The sequence below is a fragment of the Delftia tsuruhatensis genome, assembly GCF_903815225.1.
Taxonomy (GTDB): Bacteria; Pseudomonadota; Gammaproteobacteria; order Burkholderiales; family Burkholderiaceae_C; genus Comamonas; species Comamonas tsuruhatensis_A.
In genome coordinates this window covers 595,806-614,895 of sequence record NZ_LR813084.1, presented here as the reverse complement: position 1 = coordinate 614,895, position 19,090 = coordinate 595,806, and the positions used below count along the sequence as shown (strand labels likewise).

The 19,090-nt window shown below is 64.7% G+C and carries 16 protein-coding genes and 1 pseudogene; 9 read left to right on the top strand and 8 right to left on the bottom strand.

Translation table 11 applies throughout. From position 1 onward, the window contains the following. Positions 1–63: 63 nt before the first annotated feature. Positions 64–270 (bottom strand): annotated as a pseudogene (locus L1Z78_RS02830) (flagellar cap protein FliD N-terminal domain-containing protein); the annotation flags it as partial. A 209-nt stretch (positions 271–479) separates the two neighbouring features. After that, complete coding sequence (locus L1Z78_RS02825) at positions 480–1,382, bottom strand: flagellin domain-containing protein (protein WP_234640057.1); 903 nt, start codon at positions 1,380–1,382, stop codon at positions 480–482. Between the two features lie 246 nt (positions 1,383–1,628). On the opposite strand from L1Z78_RS02825, the gene L1Z78_RS02820 reads away from it, so the two are divergent. Next, the gene (locus tag L1Z78_RS02820) at positions 1,629–2,231 is read left to right on the top strand and encodes a class I SAM-dependent methyltransferase (RefSeq protein WP_234640056.1); all 603 of its coding nucleotides are present in this window, start codon (positions 1,629–1,631) and stop codon (positions 2,229–2,231) included. Positions 2,232–2,311: 80 nt separating this feature from the next. Here the strand turns inward: L1Z78_RS02820 and L1Z78_RS02815 are convergent, their stop codons facing one another. The 6 genes from L1Z78_RS02815 to L1Z78_RS02790 all read right to left on the bottom strand — a co-directional run bounded on the left by L1Z78_RS02815 (position 2,312) and on the right by L1Z78_RS02790 (position 9,863). Further along, complete coding sequence (locus L1Z78_RS02815; protein ID WP_234640055.1) at positions 2,312–3,139, bottom strand: flagellin domain-containing protein; 828 nt, start codon at positions 3,137–3,139, stop codon at positions 2,312–2,314. Between the two features lie 354 nt (positions 3,140–3,493). Beyond that, positions 3,494–4,321: a flagellin domain-containing protein gene (locus L1Z78_RS02810; RefSeq protein WP_234640054.1), complete on the bottom strand. Its 828-nt coding sequence runs from the start codon at positions 4,319–4,321 to the stop codon at positions 3,494–3,496. Positions 4,322–4,672: 351 nt separating this feature from the next. Continuing rightward, positions 4,673–5,503, bottom strand: a complete 831-nt coding sequence (locus tag L1Z78_RS02805) for a flagellin domain-containing protein (protein ID WP_234640053.1) — start codon at positions 5,501–5,503, stop codon at positions 4,673–4,675. Next, a complete protein-coding gene (locus L1Z78_RS02800) occupies positions 5,494–5,796 on the bottom strand; it encodes a hypothetical protein (protein ID WP_234640052.1) in 303 nt (100 codons plus the stop codon). Before L1Z78_RS02800 ends, L1Z78_RS02805 begins: the two co-directional genes overlap by 10 nt. A 10-nt stretch (positions 5,797–5,806) precedes the next feature. Continuing rightward, positions 5,807–8,608 carry a tetratricopeptide repeat protein gene (locus tag L1Z78_RS02795; RefSeq protein WP_234640051.1) on the bottom strand — a complete coding sequence of 934 codons (2,802 nt, stop codon included), beginning with the start codon at positions 8,606–8,608 and terminating at the stop codon, positions 5,807–5,809. 193 nt (positions 8,609–8,801) lie between these two features. Continuing rightward, positions 8,802–9,863 (bottom strand): glycosyltransferase family 2 protein, encoded by a 1,062-nt coding sequence (locus L1Z78_RS02790; protein WP_234640050.1) that lies wholly within the window; start codon positions 9,861–9,863, stop codon positions 8,802–8,804. A gap of 197 nt (positions 9,864–10,060) precedes the next feature. Here L1Z78_RS02790 and motA point away from each other — a divergent pair, with 197 nt between their 5' ends. From motA to L1Z78_RS02750, 8 genes are all read left to right on the top strand, one after another. Continuing rightward, positions 10,061–10,921 carry a flagellar motor stator protein MotA gene (gene motA, locus L1Z78_RS02785; RefSeq protein ID WP_234640049.1) on the top strand — a complete coding sequence of 287 codons (861 nt, stop codon included), beginning with the start codon at positions 10,061–10,063 and terminating at the stop codon, positions 10,919–10,921. A 24-nt stretch (positions 10,922–10,945) separates the two neighbouring features. Further along, on the top strand, positions 10,946–11,962 hold the full coding sequence (gene motB, locus L1Z78_RS02780) for a flagellar motor protein MotB (RefSeq protein ID WP_234640048.1): 1,017 nt from the start codon (positions 10,946–10,948) through the stop codon (positions 11,960–11,962). A gap of 124 nt (positions 11,963–12,086) precedes the next feature. After that, positions 12,087–12,473, top strand: coding sequence for a chemotaxis response regulator CheY (cheY, locus tag L1Z78_RS02775; protein WP_234640047.1), 387 nt, complete (start codon positions 12,087–12,089; stop codon positions 12,471–12,473). A 10-nt stretch (positions 12,474–12,483) separates the two neighbouring features. Then, entirely contained in the window at positions 12,484–13,098 is a 615-nt protein-coding gene (locus tag L1Z78_RS02770; RefSeq protein WP_234640046.1) for a protein phosphatase CheZ, read from the top strand. Between the two features lie 239 nt (positions 13,099–13,337). Continuing rightward, positions 13,338–14,510: an EscU/YscU/HrcU family type III secretion system export apparatus switch protein gene (locus tag L1Z78_RS02765; RefSeq protein ID WP_234640045.1), complete on the top strand. Its 1,173-nt coding sequence runs from the start codon at positions 13,338–13,340 to the stop codon at positions 14,508–14,510. Next, entirely contained in the window at positions 14,507–16,606 is a 2,100-nt protein-coding gene (flhA, locus tag L1Z78_RS02760) for a flagellar biosynthesis protein FlhA (protein ID WP_234640044.1), read from the top strand. The genes L1Z78_RS02765 and flhA overlap by 4 nt, the downstream gene beginning before the upstream one ends. Further along, entirely contained in the window at positions 16,603–18,216 is a 1,614-nt protein-coding gene (flhF, locus tag L1Z78_RS02755; protein WP_234640043.1) for a flagellar biosynthesis protein FlhF, read from the top strand. Before flhA ends, flhF begins: the two co-directional genes overlap by 4 nt. Next, positions 18,209–19,090, top strand: coding sequence for a hypothetical protein (locus L1Z78_RS02750; protein WP_234640042.1), 882 nt, complete (start codon positions 18,209–18,211; stop codon positions 19,088–19,090). The genes flhF and L1Z78_RS02750 overlap by 8 nt, the downstream gene beginning before the upstream one ends.

Below are 19,090 nucleotides of genomic sequence, written 5' to 3'. Positions count from 1 at the left end.
CGATTGGTTGCGCGCCACCTGCTCCACATCGATCTGCGTGCTGCCCGGCATCGCACTACCGGTCACGCTGACGGAGACCGCCGTGTTCGACGCGGTCGCCGTCGTCAGTGCCCATGCATCCTTGTCGGCCAGCTTGCGCGCCGAATCGGACAGAGTCGACATGAGCGACTTGATGCTGCCGACGGTCGATATCTTGGTGTCTAGGGAAGATGCAGCCGTCTGCAACTGCACCAGAGGCTGCTTTTGCAGTGTCACCAGCTGCGAAATCATCGATTCCACATTCAGGCCGCTGCCGATCCCCGCTGCTGTCAATGCCATCACGTACTCCTTTTTCGTGCTACGGGCCTCGCGCCTGCGCCGCACCAGCGCGCAAGGCTCCCAGGGCGCGCGCAAGCCGCGCGGCATGCAAGGAGCCCCACCACCAATGCTTCGGCATCTCTGCCCCGAACTTGAGGCCATGCCGCCGGTTTTCGCGTTTTTTACTGGATCAGCTTGAGCACCGACTGGGGCAACTGGTTGGCCTGCGCCACCATGGCCGTGCCGGCCTGCTGCAGGATCTGCGTGCGGCTCAGGTTGGCGGTTTCGGCCGCAAAGTCCGCATCCATGATGCGCGAGCGCGAGGCCGCCGTATTTTCCGCGGCAACCTGCAGGTTGGCAATCACGGCTTCGAAGCGGTTCTGGGCTGCACCAAAGGTGGCGCGGGTGTTGTTGACCTCATCCAGTGCCTTGTCGATTGCGGCCATGGAGCTCCTGGCCGCACCTGCGTCGGTGCCAGTGCTCTTCAGCGAGCCAAGAGCGCCATCCAAGGTATCGACCACGCGCGTATTGGCGCCAGCCCCTACGGTCGCCTGGGTCACGCCCAGGCCCCCATCGGTAGTCGCGGTTGCGAGATTCACTGCATCCAGCTGAATCTGGTTGTCGGTGCCCACATTCGCGCCCACCTGGAATACGGCGACGGCACTGGTGTTCAGCAGTTGGCGACCATTGAACTGCGTACTGGAGACCACACGGGCAATTTCCTGGGCCAGCTGCTGATACTCCTTGTCCAGAGAAGCGCGGTCATTGCTCCCGTTGGTATCGTTGGCCGCCTGCACGGCCAGCTCACGCATGCGCTGGAGGTTGTCGCCGATCTTGCTCAATGCGCCTTCGGCCGTCTGCGCCATGGAGATGCCATCATTGGCATTGCGCATGGCCACATTCATGCCGCGCACCTGGGCATTCATGCGCTCGGCGATCGCCAGACCCGCCGCATCGTCCTTGGCACTGTTCACCCGCAGACCCGAGGACAGGCGCTGCATGGTGGTGGACAGGGAGGACTGCGACGTGTTGAGGTTGCGTTGCGCGTTCAGCGAAATGAGATTGGTATTGATGGTGGATGCCATAGGGCAGCTCCTCGTTAGGCATGGACAATGGCTAGCCGCTCCGTGACCACAGGCCACCGAACGTCAGACAGCACGCCAGACACCGCCTAGCTCCGCCAATCTGATGCCATGCATTGTCCCGACGAGGCATGAGCCCAAAGCAGCGATAAAAACGGGCATCCCCCCCCAATTCGCGTCATTCCGCCACCCCCGCATGGTTACTCTAGGTGCGCACTTTCACCTCCTGCGCCCCGGCGCGCTCACCCCATGACCCGAACCCTTTTGCACGTTGGATGCGGCCCGCAACGCAAGTCCTCCACCTCCCCCGGCTTCCAGACCGATGACTGGCAGGAACTGCGGCTGGACATCGATGCGCGCGTGGAACCCGACCTCATCGGCACCATGACCAACATGTCCGCCGTGGCGGACGCTTCCATCGACGCCATCTACTCCAGCCACAACATCGAGCACCTGTATCCGCACGAGGTCCCGCTGGCCCTCGCCGAGTTCCGGCGTGTGCTCAAACCCGATGGCTTCGCCATCATCACCTGTCCCGACCTGCAGTCGGTCTGCGCCCTGGTGGCCAATGGCCAGTTGACGGACCCGGCCTATGTTTCGCCGGCCGGCCCCATCAGCCCCCTGGACATCCTGTACGGCCTGCGCACCTCCATGGCCCAGGGCAATCTCTACATGTCGCACCGCTGCGGCTTCACGGACAAGACCATGAACGATGCATTGCGCGCCGCAGGCTTCCCGATCGTGGCGTCCGTTGCACGTCCCGAGTCCTTTGACATCTGGGCCATCGCCAGCAACAGCGCGCGCGACGAGGATGAGATCCGCGATCTCGCCAGGCAGTACTTCCGGCTGTAAGACCGCGTGCCAATGCAAAAACCCGGCAAAGCCGGGTTTTTGCATTTGTCGAGGCGCCGCTGCGCGGCGGCGCAGCATCCTCAGCGCAGCAGAGCCAGAACGCCCTGGGGCAGCTGGTTGGCCTGGGCCACCATGGCCGTGCCCGCCTGTTGCAGGATCTGGGCGCGGCTCAGGTTCGAGGTTTCACCAGCGAAGTCGGCATCCATGATGCGGCCACGGGCTGCCGCAGTGTTTTCCGAAGCCACCTGCAGGTTGGCGATCGTGGCTTCGAAGCGGTTCTGCGCCGCGCCGTAGTCGGCACGCATGCCGTTGATGTTGTCCAGCGCCGAGTCGATGGCGTTGACCTGGGCCAGCGCTGCGGATTCGACCGAGCCCAGGCTTGCCGTGGAGTCACTCAGGCTGCCAAGGCTGGTTGCCGAGGACACCACCACATTGATCTGGTTGTCGGCTGCGGTATTGGCTCCCACCTGGAAAGTGAAGCTGGCATCTGCATTCAGCAGCTTCTTGCCGTTGAATTCCGTGTTCGCCGTGATACGGCCGATTTCAGCGGCCAATGCACTGTATTCCTTGTCCAGCGCCGCACGGTCCTTGGTGCCGTTGGTGCCGTTGGCCGCCTGCACGCCCAGTTCACGCATGCGCTGCAGGTTTTCCGTGATCTTGCCCAGCGCGCCTTCCGCCGTCTGCGCCAGCGAGATGCCATCGTTGGCGTTGCGCGCCGCCACGTTCATGCCCTTGACCTGGGCGTTCATGCGCTCGGCGATCGCCAGACCCGCCGCGTCGTCCTTGGCGCTGTTCACGCGCAGGCCCGAGGACAGGCGCTGCATGGTGGTGGACAGCAGGCCCTGGGTGGTGCTCAGGTTGCGCTGGGCATTGAGCGATTGCATGTTGGTGTTGATGGTCATGGCCATGGCGGCAACTCCTCAGTCAAATCTGTACAAAACCAGGTCCGTGACAATCACCTGGCGCATGCAGCAACCCTATCCGTCGGCTGACAAGCACTTGCCCTGCGGGCGCCGTGCTTTCAGGGTTAAGGATGCTTCATCCATCTGCTGAATGGTTTTTCGGCACTTCATCGGAACACTTAAGTGTTTTTTTGGGGCACCGATCCCGGCCCCTGCATCACCACCAAGCCCCTCACCAGGCCCTCTTCGCCCGAAAAAAAACGGCCAGCATGAAGCTGGCCGCCTGGATGGTCCGCTGCGAGAGCGCCATCAACTCCTGGAAACAGAGCACTGCTCTCGCATTTGCAGCACCTGCCTGACTCAGCGCAGCAGGGCCAGCACGCCCTGGGGCAGCTGGTTGGCCTGGGCCACCATGGCAGTGCCAGCCTGTTGCAGGATCTGGGCACGGCTCAGGTTCGAGGTTTCGCCGGCAAAGTCGGCATCCATGATGCGGCCACGGGCCGCTGCGGTATTTTCCGAGGCCACCTGCAGATTGGCGATCGTGGCTTCGAAGCGGTTCTGCGCCGCGCCGTAGTCGGCACGCATGCCGTTGATGTTGTCCAGCGCCGAGTCGATGGCATCGACCTGGGCCAGCGCAGCGGACTCGACGGTACCCAGTGTCGCAGTGGAGGCGCTCAGGCTGGTCAGGCTGGTGGCAGAAGAGACCACAACGGAGATCTGATTGTCGGTGGCAGTGTTCGCACCCACCTGGAAGGTGAAGCTGGCATCCGCATTCAGCAGCTTCTTGCCGTTGAATTCCGTGTTCGCCGTGATACGGCCGATTTCAGCGGCCAATGCACTGTATTCCTTGTCCAGCGCCGCACGGTCCTTGGTGCCGTTGGTGCCGTTGGCCGCCTGCACGCCCAGTTCACGCATGCGCTGCAGGTTTTCCGTGATCTTGCCCAGCGCGCCTTCCGCCGTCTGCGCCAGCGAGATGCCGTCGTTGGCGTTGCGCGCTGCCACGTTCATGCCCTTGACCTGGGCGTTCATGCGCTCGGCGATCGCCAGACCCGCCGCGTCGTCCTTGGCGCTGTTCACGCGCAGGCCCGAGGACAGGCGCTGCATGGTAGTGGACAGCAGGCCCTGGGTGGTGCTCAGGTTGCGCTGGGCATTGAGCGATTGCATGTTGGTGTTGATGGTCATGGCCATGGTGGCAGCTCCTCAGTGAAATCTGTGTGAAACCGGGTCATCTCGGTCGCCAGGCCCCATGCCAGGCGAACCTTGCCAACCCAATCAACCTGCCATCAGCGGCTTGCTTCGTAGTCAGAAATCGCAAGAGCTGTTGGAGGGGGCTCAGGATGTTTCATCCATCTGCTGATTGGAATTTCGACATTGGCCTGCAGGACTTGAATTTTTTTTAAAGAAGTTTTTCGCCCCATGGGCCACCGCCCTGCACAGGCAGACAGGGCACCGCGAGGTGCCCGTACCGCGGAAAGCAAAAAGGCAGCGTGCATCCAGCACGCTGCCTTCCATCGTCCTCCGGGGCAGGCCCGGCCAGGCTCAGCGCAGCAGGGCCAGCACGCCCTGGGGCAGTTGGTTGGCCTGGGCCACCATGGCCGTGCCCGCCTGTTGCAGGATCTGGGCGCGGCTCAGGTTCGAGGTTTCACCAGCGAAGTCGGCATCCATGATGCGGCCACGGGCTGCCGCAGTGTTTTCCGAAGCCACCTGCAGGTTGGCGATCGTGGCTTCGAAGCGGTTTTGCGCCGCGCCGTAGTCGGCACGCATGCCACTGACGGTATCCAGCGCGGTGTCGATGGCAGTCATTGCAGCCTTGGCGGTCGTTTCATCCGCGCCCAGAGTGTCCGTCGAATTGTTCAATCCAGCCAGGGCATTCGTAGCCACGTTCACGGTGATCTGGTTGTCGCCAGCGGTATTGGCGCCCACCTGGAAAACAAAGCTTGTCGGCGCATCGGAGTTGAGCAGCTTCTTGCCGTTGAACTCGGTATTTTCAATGACGCGGCCGATTTCAGCGGCCAGCGCCTTGTACTCCTTGTCAAGCGCCGCACGGTCCTTGGTGCCGTTGGTGCCGTTGGCCGCCTGCACGCCCAGTTCACGCATGCGTTGCAGGTTTTCCGTGATCTTGCCCAGCGCGCCTTCCGCCGTCTGCGCCAGCGAGATGCCGTCGTTGGCGTTGCGCGCCGCCACGTTCATGCCCTTGACCTGGGCGTTCATGCGCTCGGCGATCGCCAGACCCGCCGCGTCGTCCTTGGCGCTGTTCACGCGCAGGCCCGAGGACAGGCGCTGCATGGTGGTGGACAGCAGGCCCTGGGTGGTGCTCAGATTGCGCTGGGCATTGAGCGATTGCATGTTGGTGTTGATGGTCATGGCCATGGCGGCAGCTCCTTAGTGATATCTGTATGAAATCCAGCAAACCACCCATGCTTTGCAAGCGGCGCCGGTCCAATCAACCCACCATCGACGTCTTGCCTTTGGCGGAACTCAAGATGTTTGCTCCATCTACTGAGCTGCTTTTCGGCACCATCCAAGCGGACTTGAGGATTTTTTTCCTCCCCCTCATCCCCCGCCGCTTCTTGCATGTAAGCCCCAAAAGAAACCGGCGCGCGCCCAACATGGAGCGCAGGTCCATGCTGGGCGCGCGCCGCTCTCGTGAGCTTGGCGCTCAAGGCATCATCATCACAGCCCCAGCGGCTTGGGGGGCTCCAACCCAAGATCCTGATAGCTGACGCGAAGATCCTCCACCTCGCGTCCATCGCACCAGCGGCGCCAGGCTTCACGCAAGCCCATGACCACGGATTTGGCGGCGATTTCCGCCTGGCGGACCTCCTGGGCCTGCAGGGCCGGCCGCAGAGCCTGGCGGATGAGCTCCAAACGATGCAGGTTCTCGTTCCAGTAACGGGCCAGTTGCAGCAGGCCGTCGAGGTCTTCCGCTGCGAAGTCCTGCGTCAGCCCCACGCGCGCCAGAACCTCGGCCGACTGCCGTCCACACAAAAGATCCCCCACCAGGGTCAGTGTGGGCACCCCCATCCACAGCGCATGGTTAGTAACCACTCCGCCGGTGAAGGGGAAGGTATCCAGGCAGATATCGATATCGTGGTGTGCACGCAAATAGCCCTCGAATCCCGTACGTGATGCGAATTGCACACGCTCCGCACCGATGCCGGCCTCCTGAAGCCACTCGCGCAGATGTGCGGGAGGGCCTGACGGCTCGCAGGCACCGATCACCAGCCTTGCAGTGGGCAGCGCCTGCAGCACCGCCCCCCATACCTGCACGACTTCGCGATTGACCTTGACCAGGCGGTTGAAGGAGCCGAACGTGAGGAAACCGTTGCGCAGCGCAGGCAAAGGGGCCACAGGCTCCCCATGGATGCCGCCGTCGAATACATAGGCCAGAGGCAGGCGCAGGATACGCTCTGTCAACTGCTCGCGGACGGCGGGCCGGTCCAGGAAAAGATCGCTCAGCACGATGTAGTCCATGGTTTGCAGGCCTGTGCCTCCAGGATTGCCAATCCACGTCAGTTGCACAGGAGCAGGCCTGCGTGCAAGTACATCGAGCCGATGGCCCTTGGTATGGCCACTGAGATCTATCAGCACGTCGATGCCATCTTCCTGCACCATTTGCACCAAGGCATCGGTCGACATATCCTGCACGCCCCGCCATTGCTGGAACAGCTCCATGAACTCCTTGGTGACATCGTCATAGAGATCGTTGTTGCAGTAGGCGATGCATTCGATCTCCCTGCACTTGGCCAGCTCCCTCATCGTTGGGAGGAAGAACTTGGCTGCGGCGTGTCCACGCAGGTCGGCAGAGACGAAGCCGACGCGCAGCACCTTCCCGGGATCCTTGCCATTCGCGTGCTGCTGTGCAGGATCGCCATGCAAACGGCGCATCAATTGGCCGAACTCCCGGCAGGACTGGCCGATTTGCACGGGGCTGGCTCCGGGAAAGTGCAGTTGCGTCAGCAGCCGCGCGCTGTGCGCTCCTGCGCTGTTCGGATGCTTTTCCAGCATCGCGTCATATTGGGCCAGCGCCTTGCGGACGTCTCCACGGCGCCCCCAGTAAAGCGCCTGGATATACAGCAGGTCATGGTCGTCCACCAGATGCACCAGGCCCTCCGACAGGGCTTTCTCCAGGGCATCGAGATCCATCTTTTCCAGCAGCAGCAGGCAGCGCAGCCGATGCGCACGCGAATCTCCCGGCTCCTCTTGCAGAGTGGTTGCGAGCAATTCCAGCGCGGGCTCCCATCTTTCCTGGGAAAACAGCACATAAGCCAGGTCGGCCCGAGCCAGCTTGCGTTCGGAGTCGCTACTCAGCTCCATGACTCTGCGCAGCACGGTCTCGCGCTCGGCCAGTCGAGTGGCATCGCCGGAGAGGGAAAGGCTCAGGCCGACCAGGGCCATGAACAGTTCGGGCTGCTGCTGCAGGGCCTGGCGGTAGGCCATTTCAGCCTGCAGATTCCAGCCCAGCTTGCGCATCCAGTCGCCACACGCCAAGTGGAGCTTGGCACTCAACGGCTGCTGCAGCAGCATGCTCAGGAACTGGGCGCACAGCTGGGGTTGCCCGTCGGCATGCAGCGCACTGATCAATCGGAACTGGACCAGTGCCTGGGACTCCATATCGGCAGCCAGCAGCAAGGCCTGGACAAAATGAGGGTAGGACGCCTGTGCCTGTTCTTGGGCCAGCAGGGCATTGCCCAGCAGCTCATGGGCCTTGGACGACTGCGGCGACAGCAGGACCGCCTGGCGCAAGGCGGGCTCGGCCTGCGCAGCCTCCTTCGCCTCCAGATGCACCTCGCCAAGGAGCATGAACAGGCTCGCATCCCGGGGCAACGCTGCGGTAGCCCGGTGCGCAGCCTCCAGGGCCACAGCACGGTTCCCGCGCTCCAGCTCCATGTTGATCTTGGTCTGCCACAGCAAGGCGCTGCGCGGGTAGGCGTGCAATGCCGATGCCAGCAAGTCATCCGCTTGCTTGAAGCTCCTTTGCTGGAGCTGTCGGGACAGCGCCTTGAGCAATTCCCCAGGAATCTGCACCTGTGGTGCAGGCGCATCAGGTTCTTGGGACGGGCGTCGAGCCTCCCACTCGGCGACTTGTTCCTCCAGGAAGGCTGCCGCTTCCACCCCTTGCGTCAAGGCCAGGTCCTTTTCCAGGCGCTCCAGGGCCATCTGCTGCATGCCCTGGCTCCTGGCCAGCTCGATCAGCGAGCGCGCCATATCGCCCAGCCCCTCGCGGATCAGCATATTGATATAGGTGCGCCAGTATGCGAAGGCCCGTGGCTTGGCGCCGATGGCGGCCTCCAGGTAAGGAAGGGACTCGGCGCTGAGCAACATGTGCTGGCCGAGCAGCAAGCCCATGCCGTAGAGCGCCTGGTGATCGCCAGGCTCGTGTCTCAGCGCCTGCGCGTAGGCCTCGCGTGCTGCATCGAACTCCCATTGGTCATGCAGTTGCAGCGCCTGCTGCAGATAGTTGGCATCAGTCATTGGTTCTCAGGGCGGATCAAGTGCCTGGCGCAGGAAACACCAAGGCAAATGCCGACTATGCTGCCGCACGGTGCCCATGTGAGGCCTCCGGATCAACAGAGAGAAAGCCCTGCTTTTTTCGCGATGCGCGACCTTCGGCGTGATGCGCACCCGCATGCAGACGCGCATCATCCGTCGTCTGGCGGCCCGGGCTTCAGGCCGGCATCGGGTAGTTGCGCCTCAATGCCTGTGCCTTTTCCAACTGGCCAAGCTGCTCATACATCACGGCCAGATTGTGGGCAGCCAGGTAACTGCCTCTGCCAGCCACGCTGCCATGGCGGCTCGGTACCACTTCGCCGATTTCAAGACACCGCTGCCAGGCAGCTTCTGCCATCGCCAGCCAGTGGCCGGACTCCCGGGGAGATCGGTCAATGGCCACATCCAGCATCAGACCGCCCAGTGCGAAAAAGAAGTCGGGGGAATCTGGCCACTTTTCCATTTGCGCCTGTGCAAACTCCATGCCCTCTTCGTAGAGACCCGCCTTGTCCAGACAGTACAGATATCTGATGCACAGGTCATGTTCATAGCCTGCATTCCCGCACAGGCCCGCCAGCGCCCCGGCGAAGTAGTCGCACGCATCGGCGTGGCGGCCATCCAGTTCGGCATCCACCCCCAGCTGATAGCGGACATAGGAACTTTCCGGATTCCTGTCCAGCTCCTGCAGCAGCAGTTGCCGATTCCTGCCTCGTTTTCGCTGCATCTGGTCGGGCAGGTATCCGTCGTGCAGGACGACGAGCGGTGTGGCCACACGCTGCAAATCGGAACACGGCTGCTCGTGCACCACGCCCTGGTAGCGCACTCCCCTCGGAAGCAGCCTGGTGATTGACGATTGGCTGACCTGGGTGATGCGCTCACTCTCGAACACACTATGTATTTCCACGGTTCCGAGCACGTGACCCATCTGCCCCAGGCAAGGCAGCCACCCCCCTCCCGCAGACAGCCATTCGTCGGCATCCAGCACAAGGCTCCAATCGGCATCCGCCAGTTCCAGCGCCCTGTTACGGGCAGCGGAAAAATCGTCGCACCATCGGAAATGGTGGACCTGGGCCCCACAGCTGGCGGCGATCTCCGCTGTCCGGTCAGTGGATCCTGTGTCCAGCACCACGACCCTGCTCACGAAGCTTCTGGCACTGTCAATGCATCGTGCAATGCACCGCTGCTCATCTTTGGCGATGATGACCAGGGCGATGTCGGGGAGCGTGCTGGAGGACGGCATAAATGATCAAGTAAAGGAAAAACAGGCCGAAGATGAAAGACAGGCAGCCTGCGAACAATCATCGCCGATCACCGCGCATGCGCCATCTTGCCTGTCACCGCCACGGCAACATTGCACGGTAGAACAGTCGATCTGAACCCCAATCACCCAGCTTTTTCCATCAACCCTGGCGAGTCGCTGCCTCACAATCCACTCCCATGCTTGTCATCATCGGATACATCGTCGCCTTCGGTTGCATCTTCGGCACCTATGTGCTGCACGGGGGCAACGTCCAGGTCATTCTCAAGGCCCTGCCCTTCGAGATGGTGACCATCGGCGGCGGCGCCATCGGCGCCTTCATCGTGTGCAACCAGCCCAAGGTGCTCAAGGCCACGGCCAAGGCCATCCCGGGCGTGATGAAGAGCTCGCGCTACACCAAGGCCCGCTTCATGGAGCTGATGGCCCTGCTGTACGAGATCCTGCAGAAGGCCCGCAAGGAAGGCCTGATGTCCATCGAAAGCGACGTGGAAGCGCCCAACGAATCGCCCATCTTCAGCAAGTACCCCGAGCTGCTGGCCGACCACCATGTGGTGGAATTCCTGACCGACTACCTGCGCATGATGGTCTCGGGCAACCTGAATTCGCACGAGATCGAATCCCTGATGGACAGCGAGATCGAGGCCCATCACGCCGAGGCGCACGGCCCCGTCAATGCCCTGACCCGCCTGGCCGGCGCGCTGCCCGCCTTCGGGATCATCGCCGCCGTGCTGGGCGTGGTGAACACCATGGGATCGGTGGGCCAGCCGCCTTCCGTGCTGGGCGGCATGATCGCCTCGGCCCTGGTCGGCACCTTCCTGGGCATCTTGCTGGCCTATGCGCTGGTCGAGCCCATGGCGGGACTGGTGGAGCAGCGCGCCCAGGACGCGGCCAAGGAACTGGAGTGCATCAAGACCACCTTGCTGGCCAGCATGCAGGGCTACAACCCCGCCACGGCCATAGAGTTCGGCCGCAAGGTGCTGTTCTCGACGGAGCGCCCCGGGTTCCTGGAACTCGAGGCCCACGTCAAGGGCAAGAAGTAATACCGCCCACATCAGCGTCACGCCATGGCAGAGAAAAAGCTACAGCCGATCATCATCAAGCGCGTGAAGAAGAGCGCGCACGCGCCGCATGGAGGCGCCTGGAAGATCGCCTATGCCGACTTCGTGACAGCGATGATGGCCTTCTTCCTGCTCATGTGGCTGCTGGGCTCCACGGCCAAGGGAGAACTGCAGGGCATCGCGGCCTACTTTTCCTCGCCGCTCAAGGTATCCATGGCCGGTGGCGATGGCGCGGGCAACAGCTCCAGCGTGATCCCGGGCGGCGGCAACGACCTGGCCAAGGTGCACGGCCAGGTGCGGCGCTCGGAGTCTGCCGACAACTCCAACCGGCGCACCAGCATCGACGCGGGCCGCTCGGACCAGGCCCAGGTGGACTCCAACCGCATCAAGGCACTCAAGGCCAAGGTGGACGCCATGATCACCAGCAATGCGCGCCTGAATGAATTTCGCTCGCAGATCCGCACCGACGTGACGCCTGACGGCCTGCAGATCCAGATCGTGGACGAACAAAACCGGCCCATGTTCGACAGCGGCAGCGCCGTGGTCAAGCCTTACATGCGCGACATCCTGCGCGAGGTGGGCGCGGCGCTGGCCGGTGCGGAAAACCGCATCAGCCTGTCGGGCCACACGGACGCTGCGCCCTACGGCAATGCCGACCGCGGCTACAGCAACTGGGAGCTGTCGGCCGACCGCGCCAATGCTTCGCGCCGCGAACTGGTGGCGGCGGGCATGCCGCTGAACCAGCTGGCGCGCATCACCGGCCTGGCCAGCAGCGATCTGCTGCTGCCCGACGACCCGCGCGCGCCACAGAACCGCCGCATCACCATCACCGTGCTCACGCAGGAGGCGGAAAAGCGCCTGCTGGGCCATCGTGGACCCGTGACACGCAACGCCCTGCCCCCATCCCTGGCGGGCGACAGCGGCAGCACACCGGCGCAGGCAGCTACTGGCGACGCCATGGCAGAGCCCGCCACACAGGCCCCCGCCACCCCTGCGGCATCGCCCGCGCGTGTAACAAATTAAGGTTTGCGCCCGATGCTGCCGAAAAGCAGGAAAATTCCCACATTGCGCCGCGAAGGTTTCAAATTGTTACTATCGCAGCGAATTCCTACCAGTACCGAGCACCTACCGACCGAAAGGGCCTCACGTGGCTAATGCCCTGCGTTTTTTGATCGTTGACGACTTCTCCACCATGCGGCGCATCGTGCGCAACCTGCTCAAGGAAAGCGGCTTTCCCGATGCAGATGAAGCCGAAGACGGCGTCGTGGCACTGCACAAGCTGCGCAGCAGCAAATTCGATTTCGTGGTGACGGACATCAACATGCCCAACATGAACGGTTTCCAGCTGCTCACCGAAATCAAGCAGGACGACAAGCTCAAGCATCTGCCGGTGCTGATGGTGACGGCAGAGGCCCGCAAGGAGGACATCGTGGCAGCGGCCCAGGGCGGCGCGGCTGGCTACATCGTCAAACCCTTCACCAAGGCCACGCTGGAAGAGAAGGTCAACCTCATCCTCAAAAAGCTGGGCCTGTAGGGCACGCGCCATGAGCAACCCGGATGTCCCCGACAGCGTCCACTACAAGGTCGGCGTTCTCACGCGCCAGCTGCATGACTCGCTCAATGAGCTGGGCTATGCGGACCGCCTGCGCGGCAGCATGGGAGAGCTGCCGGATGCGCAAAGCCGCCTTTCCTACATCGCGCGGCTGACCGGAGAGGCCGCGGAGAAGGTCCTGAACCGCGTCGAGCTGGCCAAGGGCCAGCAGGACCGGCTGGCCGAGCGCGTGCGCGCCATGCGCGCGCAGCTGGTCGAGGACCCCGTGGCGGCCGTGGCCAAGGGCCGGGTGATGAATTTCCTCGAGGAAGTCGAGCAGGGCACGCAGCAGGCCGACGAGCACCTCACCGAGATCATGATGTCCCAGGACTTCCATGACCTCACGGGCCAGGTCATCGCCCGCGTGGTCTCGCTGGCGGCCGACCTGGAGGACCAGCTGGTCCAGTTGCTGATCCAGACCTCCCCCAACCCCCAGCAGGCCGCCCTGGAACCGGCCGAAAAACCCAAGGAGCATCTGGCCGGCCCCGTGGTCGATCCGGAAAAGACGCCCGATGTGGTGACCTCCCAGTCCCAGGTGGACGACCTGCTGGCCAGCCTGGGGTTCTAGAGGCCCCCCTGAGGCGCTGACGCGCCTTCCCCCGTGGCACGGCGCCTCTCTACTTGCTCCGCGAGGGAGGGGGACGGCACCCTCGCTTTAGGGCGCGCCAGTTTCATTCAATGTGTCGTCGCCACGCGTTGGCATCCAAGACCCCAGACAGCGCATAAGCGCCGCTTGAGCCCCGCTTATCGGGGCTTCTGCTTTCCGGCTTGTTCCGACAATGACGCCAATCCTTCCGTCATTGCGCCATGGAATCCAGCCAAGACAAAAGCCTGCCAGCCACCGAACGCAAACTGCAGAAAACGCGTGCGGACGGCCAGGGTGCGCGCTCGCGCGACCTGTCGCACCTGGCCATCCTGGGCACGGGAGCACTGCTGATGCTGATGGGAGCCGAGCCACTGATCCGGCACCTGCGCATGGCACTGGCCCGCCACCTGGCCTTCGATGCGCACATGGCCAAGACGCCGGCGCTGATGCTCGAGCGACTGCAGTCCATGGGTGGCATGGGCCTGACCATTGCGCTGATCGTCGCGGCCGTGACCACGGCGGCGGCCCTGGTGTCCGGCGTGATGGCCGGTGGCTGGATCTTCAGCCTCAAGCCCATCCAGCCACAGTTCAGCCGCCTCAATCCACTGACGGGCCTGACGAATCTGTTTTCCAAGCAGCAGATGGTCACCGTGGCGAAGATGGTGCTGATGACGGCCATCCTCGGCTTCGTGGCCTGGAAATTCCTGTCCAGCCGCATCGGCGAGATCGCCTCGGTGTCGGCCCAGCCCTCTGCCATGGCACTGTCCATGACCGGGCAGTGGCTGGCCAGCGGCGTGGCCCTGCTGCTGCTGGTAGTGTTCCTGATGGCCGTGATCGACGTGCCGCTGCAGGCCTTCCTGTTCAAGTCGCGCCTGAAGATGAGCCACGAGGAAGTCAAGCAGGAACACAAGGAGTCCGACGGCAACCCCCAGATCAAGGGCAAGATCCGCCAGAAGCAGCGCGAGATCGCCGACCGCGCCAGCGTCAACGCCGTTCCGCGCGCCGACTTCGTGGTCACCAATCCCACGCACTATGCGGTGGCCCTGCGCTACGACGAAAAGACCATGGCCGCGCCCCAGGTCATCTCCAAGGGCACGGACCTGGTGGCACTGAAGATCCGCGAGATCGCCGGTGCGCACAAGATTCCGGTGCTCGAATCCCCGATGCTGGCGCGCGCCCTGTACGCGCACGCCGACCTGGACCAGGCCATTCCCGCCGCGCTTTACACGGCCGTGGCCCAGGTTTTGGCCTACGTCTACCGCCTCAAGGCCGCGCTGCGCGGCGAGGGCCCCATGCCCGCGGAACTTGGCGAACCCGCCGTGCCCGCCGAACTCGACCCGCACCAGGGCCGCCGCGCAACCGGCGCCGCGTCCGCTGAAGGTACCGCTCCATGACGACGAATCCGCTCCACTCTTTGCAATCGATGTGGTCCGGCGAGCACGCCAAGCTCGTCCAGGGCCTGATGGCGCCGCTGCTGGTGGTGGCCATCCTGGCGCTGATGGTGCTGCCGATCCCGCCCTGGCTGCTGGACACCTTCTTCACGCTGAACATCGCCGTGGCGCTGATGGTGATGATGGTGGCGGCCTACATGATCAAGCCGCTGGACTTCGCGGCCTTCCCCTCGGTGCTGCTGCTGACCACGCTGATGCGCCTGTCGCTGAACGTGGCCTCCACGCGCGTGGTGCTGCTGGAAGGGCACACCGGCCCGGGCGCGGCCGGCGCCGTGATCGAGGCCTTTGGCCACTTCCTGATCGGCGGCAACTTCGCCGTCGGCCTGATCGTGTTCGCCATCCTGGTGGTGATCAACTTCGTGGTGATCACCAAGGGCGCGGAGCGCATCGCCGAAGTCTCGGCACGCTTCACGCTGGATGCCATGCCCGGCAAGCAGATGGCCGTGGACGCCGACCTCAACGCCGGCCTGATCGACGAGAAGGAAGCCAAGCGCCGCCGCGCCGAGGTGCAGGAGGAAGCCAATTTCTTCGGCTCCATGGACGGCGCCAGCAAGTTCGTGCGCGGCGACGCCATCGCCGGTATCCTGATCCTGGTCATCAACATCATCGGCGGCTTTGCCATCGGCATGATCCAGCACGGCCTGTCGGCCGGCCAGGCCGCCGACAGCTACATCCTGCTGGCCGTGGGCGATGCGCTGGTGGCGCAGATCCCCGGCCTGTTGATCTCCGTGGCCGCGGCCATGGTGATCTCTCGCGTGGGCAAGGAATCGGACATGGGCCAGCAGATCGCGCAGCAGCTGTTCATGTCGCCCAAGGTGCTGGGCATCACGGCCGGCGTGCTGGCCCTGCTGGGCATCATCCCCGGCATGCCCCACATCGTGTTCCTGAGCACGGGCGCGCTGCTGGGCTGGCTGGCCTGGATGCTCTCGCGCCGCCAGCAGCAGCGCTCCATGCAGCAGGCACAGGCGCCCGCGCCCGTGGCGGCTCCAGGCGATGGCGAGGCCACCTGGGACGATCTGCAGCCCGTGGACCTGCTGGGCCTGGAGCTGGGCTACCGGCTGATCACGCTGGTGGACAAGAGCCGCCAGGGCGACCTGCTCACGCGCATCAAGGGCGTGCGCCGCAAGTTCGCGCAGGAAGTGGGCTTTCTGCCACCGGCCGTGCATGTGCGCGACAACCTGGAGCTCAAGCCCAGCGCCTACCGCATCACCCTGCGCGGCGTGATGGTGGGAGAAGGCGAGGCCTTTCCCGGCATGTTCCTGGCGATCAACCCTGGCGGCATCAGCACCCCGCTGATCGGCACCCAGACCACGGACCCGGCCTTCGGCCTGCCTGCCCACTGGATCGACGAACGCCAGAAGGAAGCGGCACAAATGGCGGGCTTTACCGTGGTTGATTCGGAAACCGTGATGGCCACCCATTTGTCACACTTGATGCAAGTGCATGCCGCCAAGCTGATCAGTCGTACCGAGACGCAGCAACTGGTGGAGCATGTGGCCAAGCTGGCTCCCAAGCTGATCGAAGAAGTCATTCCCAAAATGGTGTCCATCACGACGTTCCAGAAAGTGCTCCAGCTGCTGCTGGAGGACTCGGTGCACATCCGTGACATCCGCACCATCATCGAAACCCTGGCCGAGCATTCCTCGGCCACCCAGGACCCCGTGGAGCTGGCCCGCCGCGTGCGCATCGCGCTGTCGCCGTCCATCGTCCAGCAGATCTACGGCCCGACCCGCGAGCTGAACGTCATCGCCATCGAGCCCGGGCTCGAGCGCCTGCTGGTGCAGGCGCTGTCCAACCCCGGTGCCCCCTCCCTGGATCCCGGCGTCGCCGAGATCCTCACCCAGAAGGCGGCCGACATGGCCAACCAGCAGGAAGAGCTGGGTCTGCCCGCCTGCCTGCTGGTTCCCGACTCCATCCGCAACTCCATTGCCCGCCTGGTGCGCCGCGTGGCACCGCGTCTGCAGGTTCTCGCCCACAGCGAGATCCCCGAGACGCACACCATCCGCATCGGCTCGATTCTTAAAGGTGCATCCGCATGAACATCAAACGCTTCTACGCCCCTACCTCCCGCGAGGCCCTGGCCAAGGCGCGCATGGCTTTCGGCGCAGGCACCCTGATCCTGTCCAACCGCAGCACGCCCGACGGCGTGGAGGTCATGGCCACGGCCGAGGACACGCTGGAGCACAGCAAGGCGGCCGCCAGCGGCACGCCGTTGCAGCAGGCCATCGAGCGGCGTGCCGCCGAGGAGACTACGGGCCTGCCCTCCCAACTGCAGGCCCAGCTGATCCAGGCCCAGTCGCGTCTGCGCGCGGCCCAGCCTGCCGCTGCCCGCGCACCACAGGTGGCTTCGCAGGCCGCCTCGCTGTCGCCCGAAGGCGTCGAGCCGGCCGGCCTGCGCCAGAGCGTGCAGGAAGACACGGAACAGCTGGCCATGAGCACGCTGTCCTTCCAGGACTATGTGCGCGAACGCATGCTGCGCCGTCGCCATGAAGCCGCAGGCGAGGATGAGCCGCTGCCCAGCTTCGCCCAGCGCCGCAGCCTCGGTGATGCGCTGCGCGAGACGCCCGGCGCCGCGCCCCAGGCCATGCCCCAGCCCAAGGCCCCGGCGGCGCCTTCCGTGGCCCGCCACAACCCGCTGCGCACTGGCGTCGAGGCCCCGGCCCGCGAAGCGCTGCGCGCCGAACCGGCCCCCGCGCTGGGCGCCCAGGCACTGCGCGACGAGCTGCAGTCCATGCGCGACCTGATCGAGGAACGCTTCAACACCCTGACCTGGCTGGGCCAGACGCGCCAGAACCCCATCCACGCCAACCTCACGCACAAGCTGATCCGCGCGGGCTACTCCCCCGTGCTGGCCCGCGCGCTGGTCGAGCATCTGCCCCAGGACCTGTCCGCAGGCGACGCCGTGCGCTGGCTGATGCAGGTGCTGGAGCGCAACCTGCGCACCGATGCCGGCCAGGAGCCGCTGTACGAGCAAGGTGGCGTCTACGCCCTGGTGGGCTCCACCGGCGTGGGCAAGACCACGACCACGGCCAAGCTCGCCGCCCTGTGCGCGGCCAAATACGGTGCCTCCAGCGTGGGCCTGATCACCCTGGACACCTACCGCGTCGGCGCCCACGACCAGCTGCGCTCCTACGGCCGCATGCTGGGCATGGTCGCCCACCTGGCCCATGACCGCGCCGCGCTGCAGGACCTGCTGGGCCTGCTGGCCAACAAGCAGCTGGTGCTGATCGACACCACGGGCGTGGCACCGCGTGATCCGCGCAAGGACGAGATCCTGGACCTGCTGGACCTGCCCGGCGTGCACAAGCTGCTGGCCGTCAACGCGGCCGGCCAGGGCGATGCGCTGGACGATGTGATGCAGGCCTTCAAGGCACGTGGCTCCAGCCAGGCCATCCTCACCAAGGTGGACGAGGCCGTGAAGCTGGGCCCCTCGGTGGACACGCTGATCCGCCACCAGATGCAATTGCGCGGCGTGACCAACGGCCAGCGCGTGCCTGAGGACTGGGAGCGTGCCGATGCGCAGCAACTGGTGTCCGCATCCATGCGATCGGCCAGCCGCTCGGCCTTCGACCCCAAGGCGCTGGACCTGGACTTCTTCTTCACCCCCTCCAGCCCCAGCACCATGGACAGCGAGGCCCTCCATGCTTGAGACCTTTCCCCAGTTGCACCAGGGCCAGGGCCTGCACGGCCGGCCCGGCGCCTCCGCGCCGTCGGGCCTGCGCGTGCTGGCCATGCTGCGTGATGCGGCCTCGGACGCCGAAGGCCAGGCCGAGCAGGCCCTGCTGTGGCCGGTCTGCGCCAGCCTGCAGCGCCTGGGCCTGCCCGTGCTGGTACTCGATGCCGGCCAGGGCGAGGCGCCGGACGCACCGGGCCTGACCCAGTTGCTCCAGCAAAGCGCATGGCAGGCCCGCACCGGCCTGCACCCCGAGCCCCACGGCCACTCGGTGGCCGTGCTGCCGGCCCGCCTGGGACTGGAGCTGCTGCCCCAGCAGGCGCGGCAGGCCGGCATGGCGCCCATGCAATGGCTGCAGCGCCATGTGCGCGGCTACGCCATCGTCATGCTGTATGCCGATGCCGACACCCTGGCCGCCAATCTGGCAGGCCAGCCCGTGCACCCGCTGATGGTGCTTCCCGAGCAAGGCCCCCGCGTGCTGGGCTGCTACCGCCAGCTCAAGCAGCTGGCGCTGCATGCCGGATTGCGCTGCCTGCTGGCGCCGCTGCTGCCCGCGCCCGCCGAGGCGGAAGTGGCCCGCTACGATTGGCGCAGAGGACAAACCGGCGCGCGCAGCCAGGCCGAAGATGCGCAGCGGCGCCAATCCCAGATCGATGCGCTGCTGCAATGCGCACGGCGCCATCTGGGCCACACGCCCGGGCTGCTGCCCGTGCGCCTGCACCATGCACCGGACCTGCAGCGCCTGGCGCTGCAGCTGCTCAACCATGCAGGCAGCGTGCTGCCCCATGGCGGCCAGGATCTGGCCGCCGGCTATGCGCCGCTGCCTGCATCCCATGCCTGGAGCCACTGA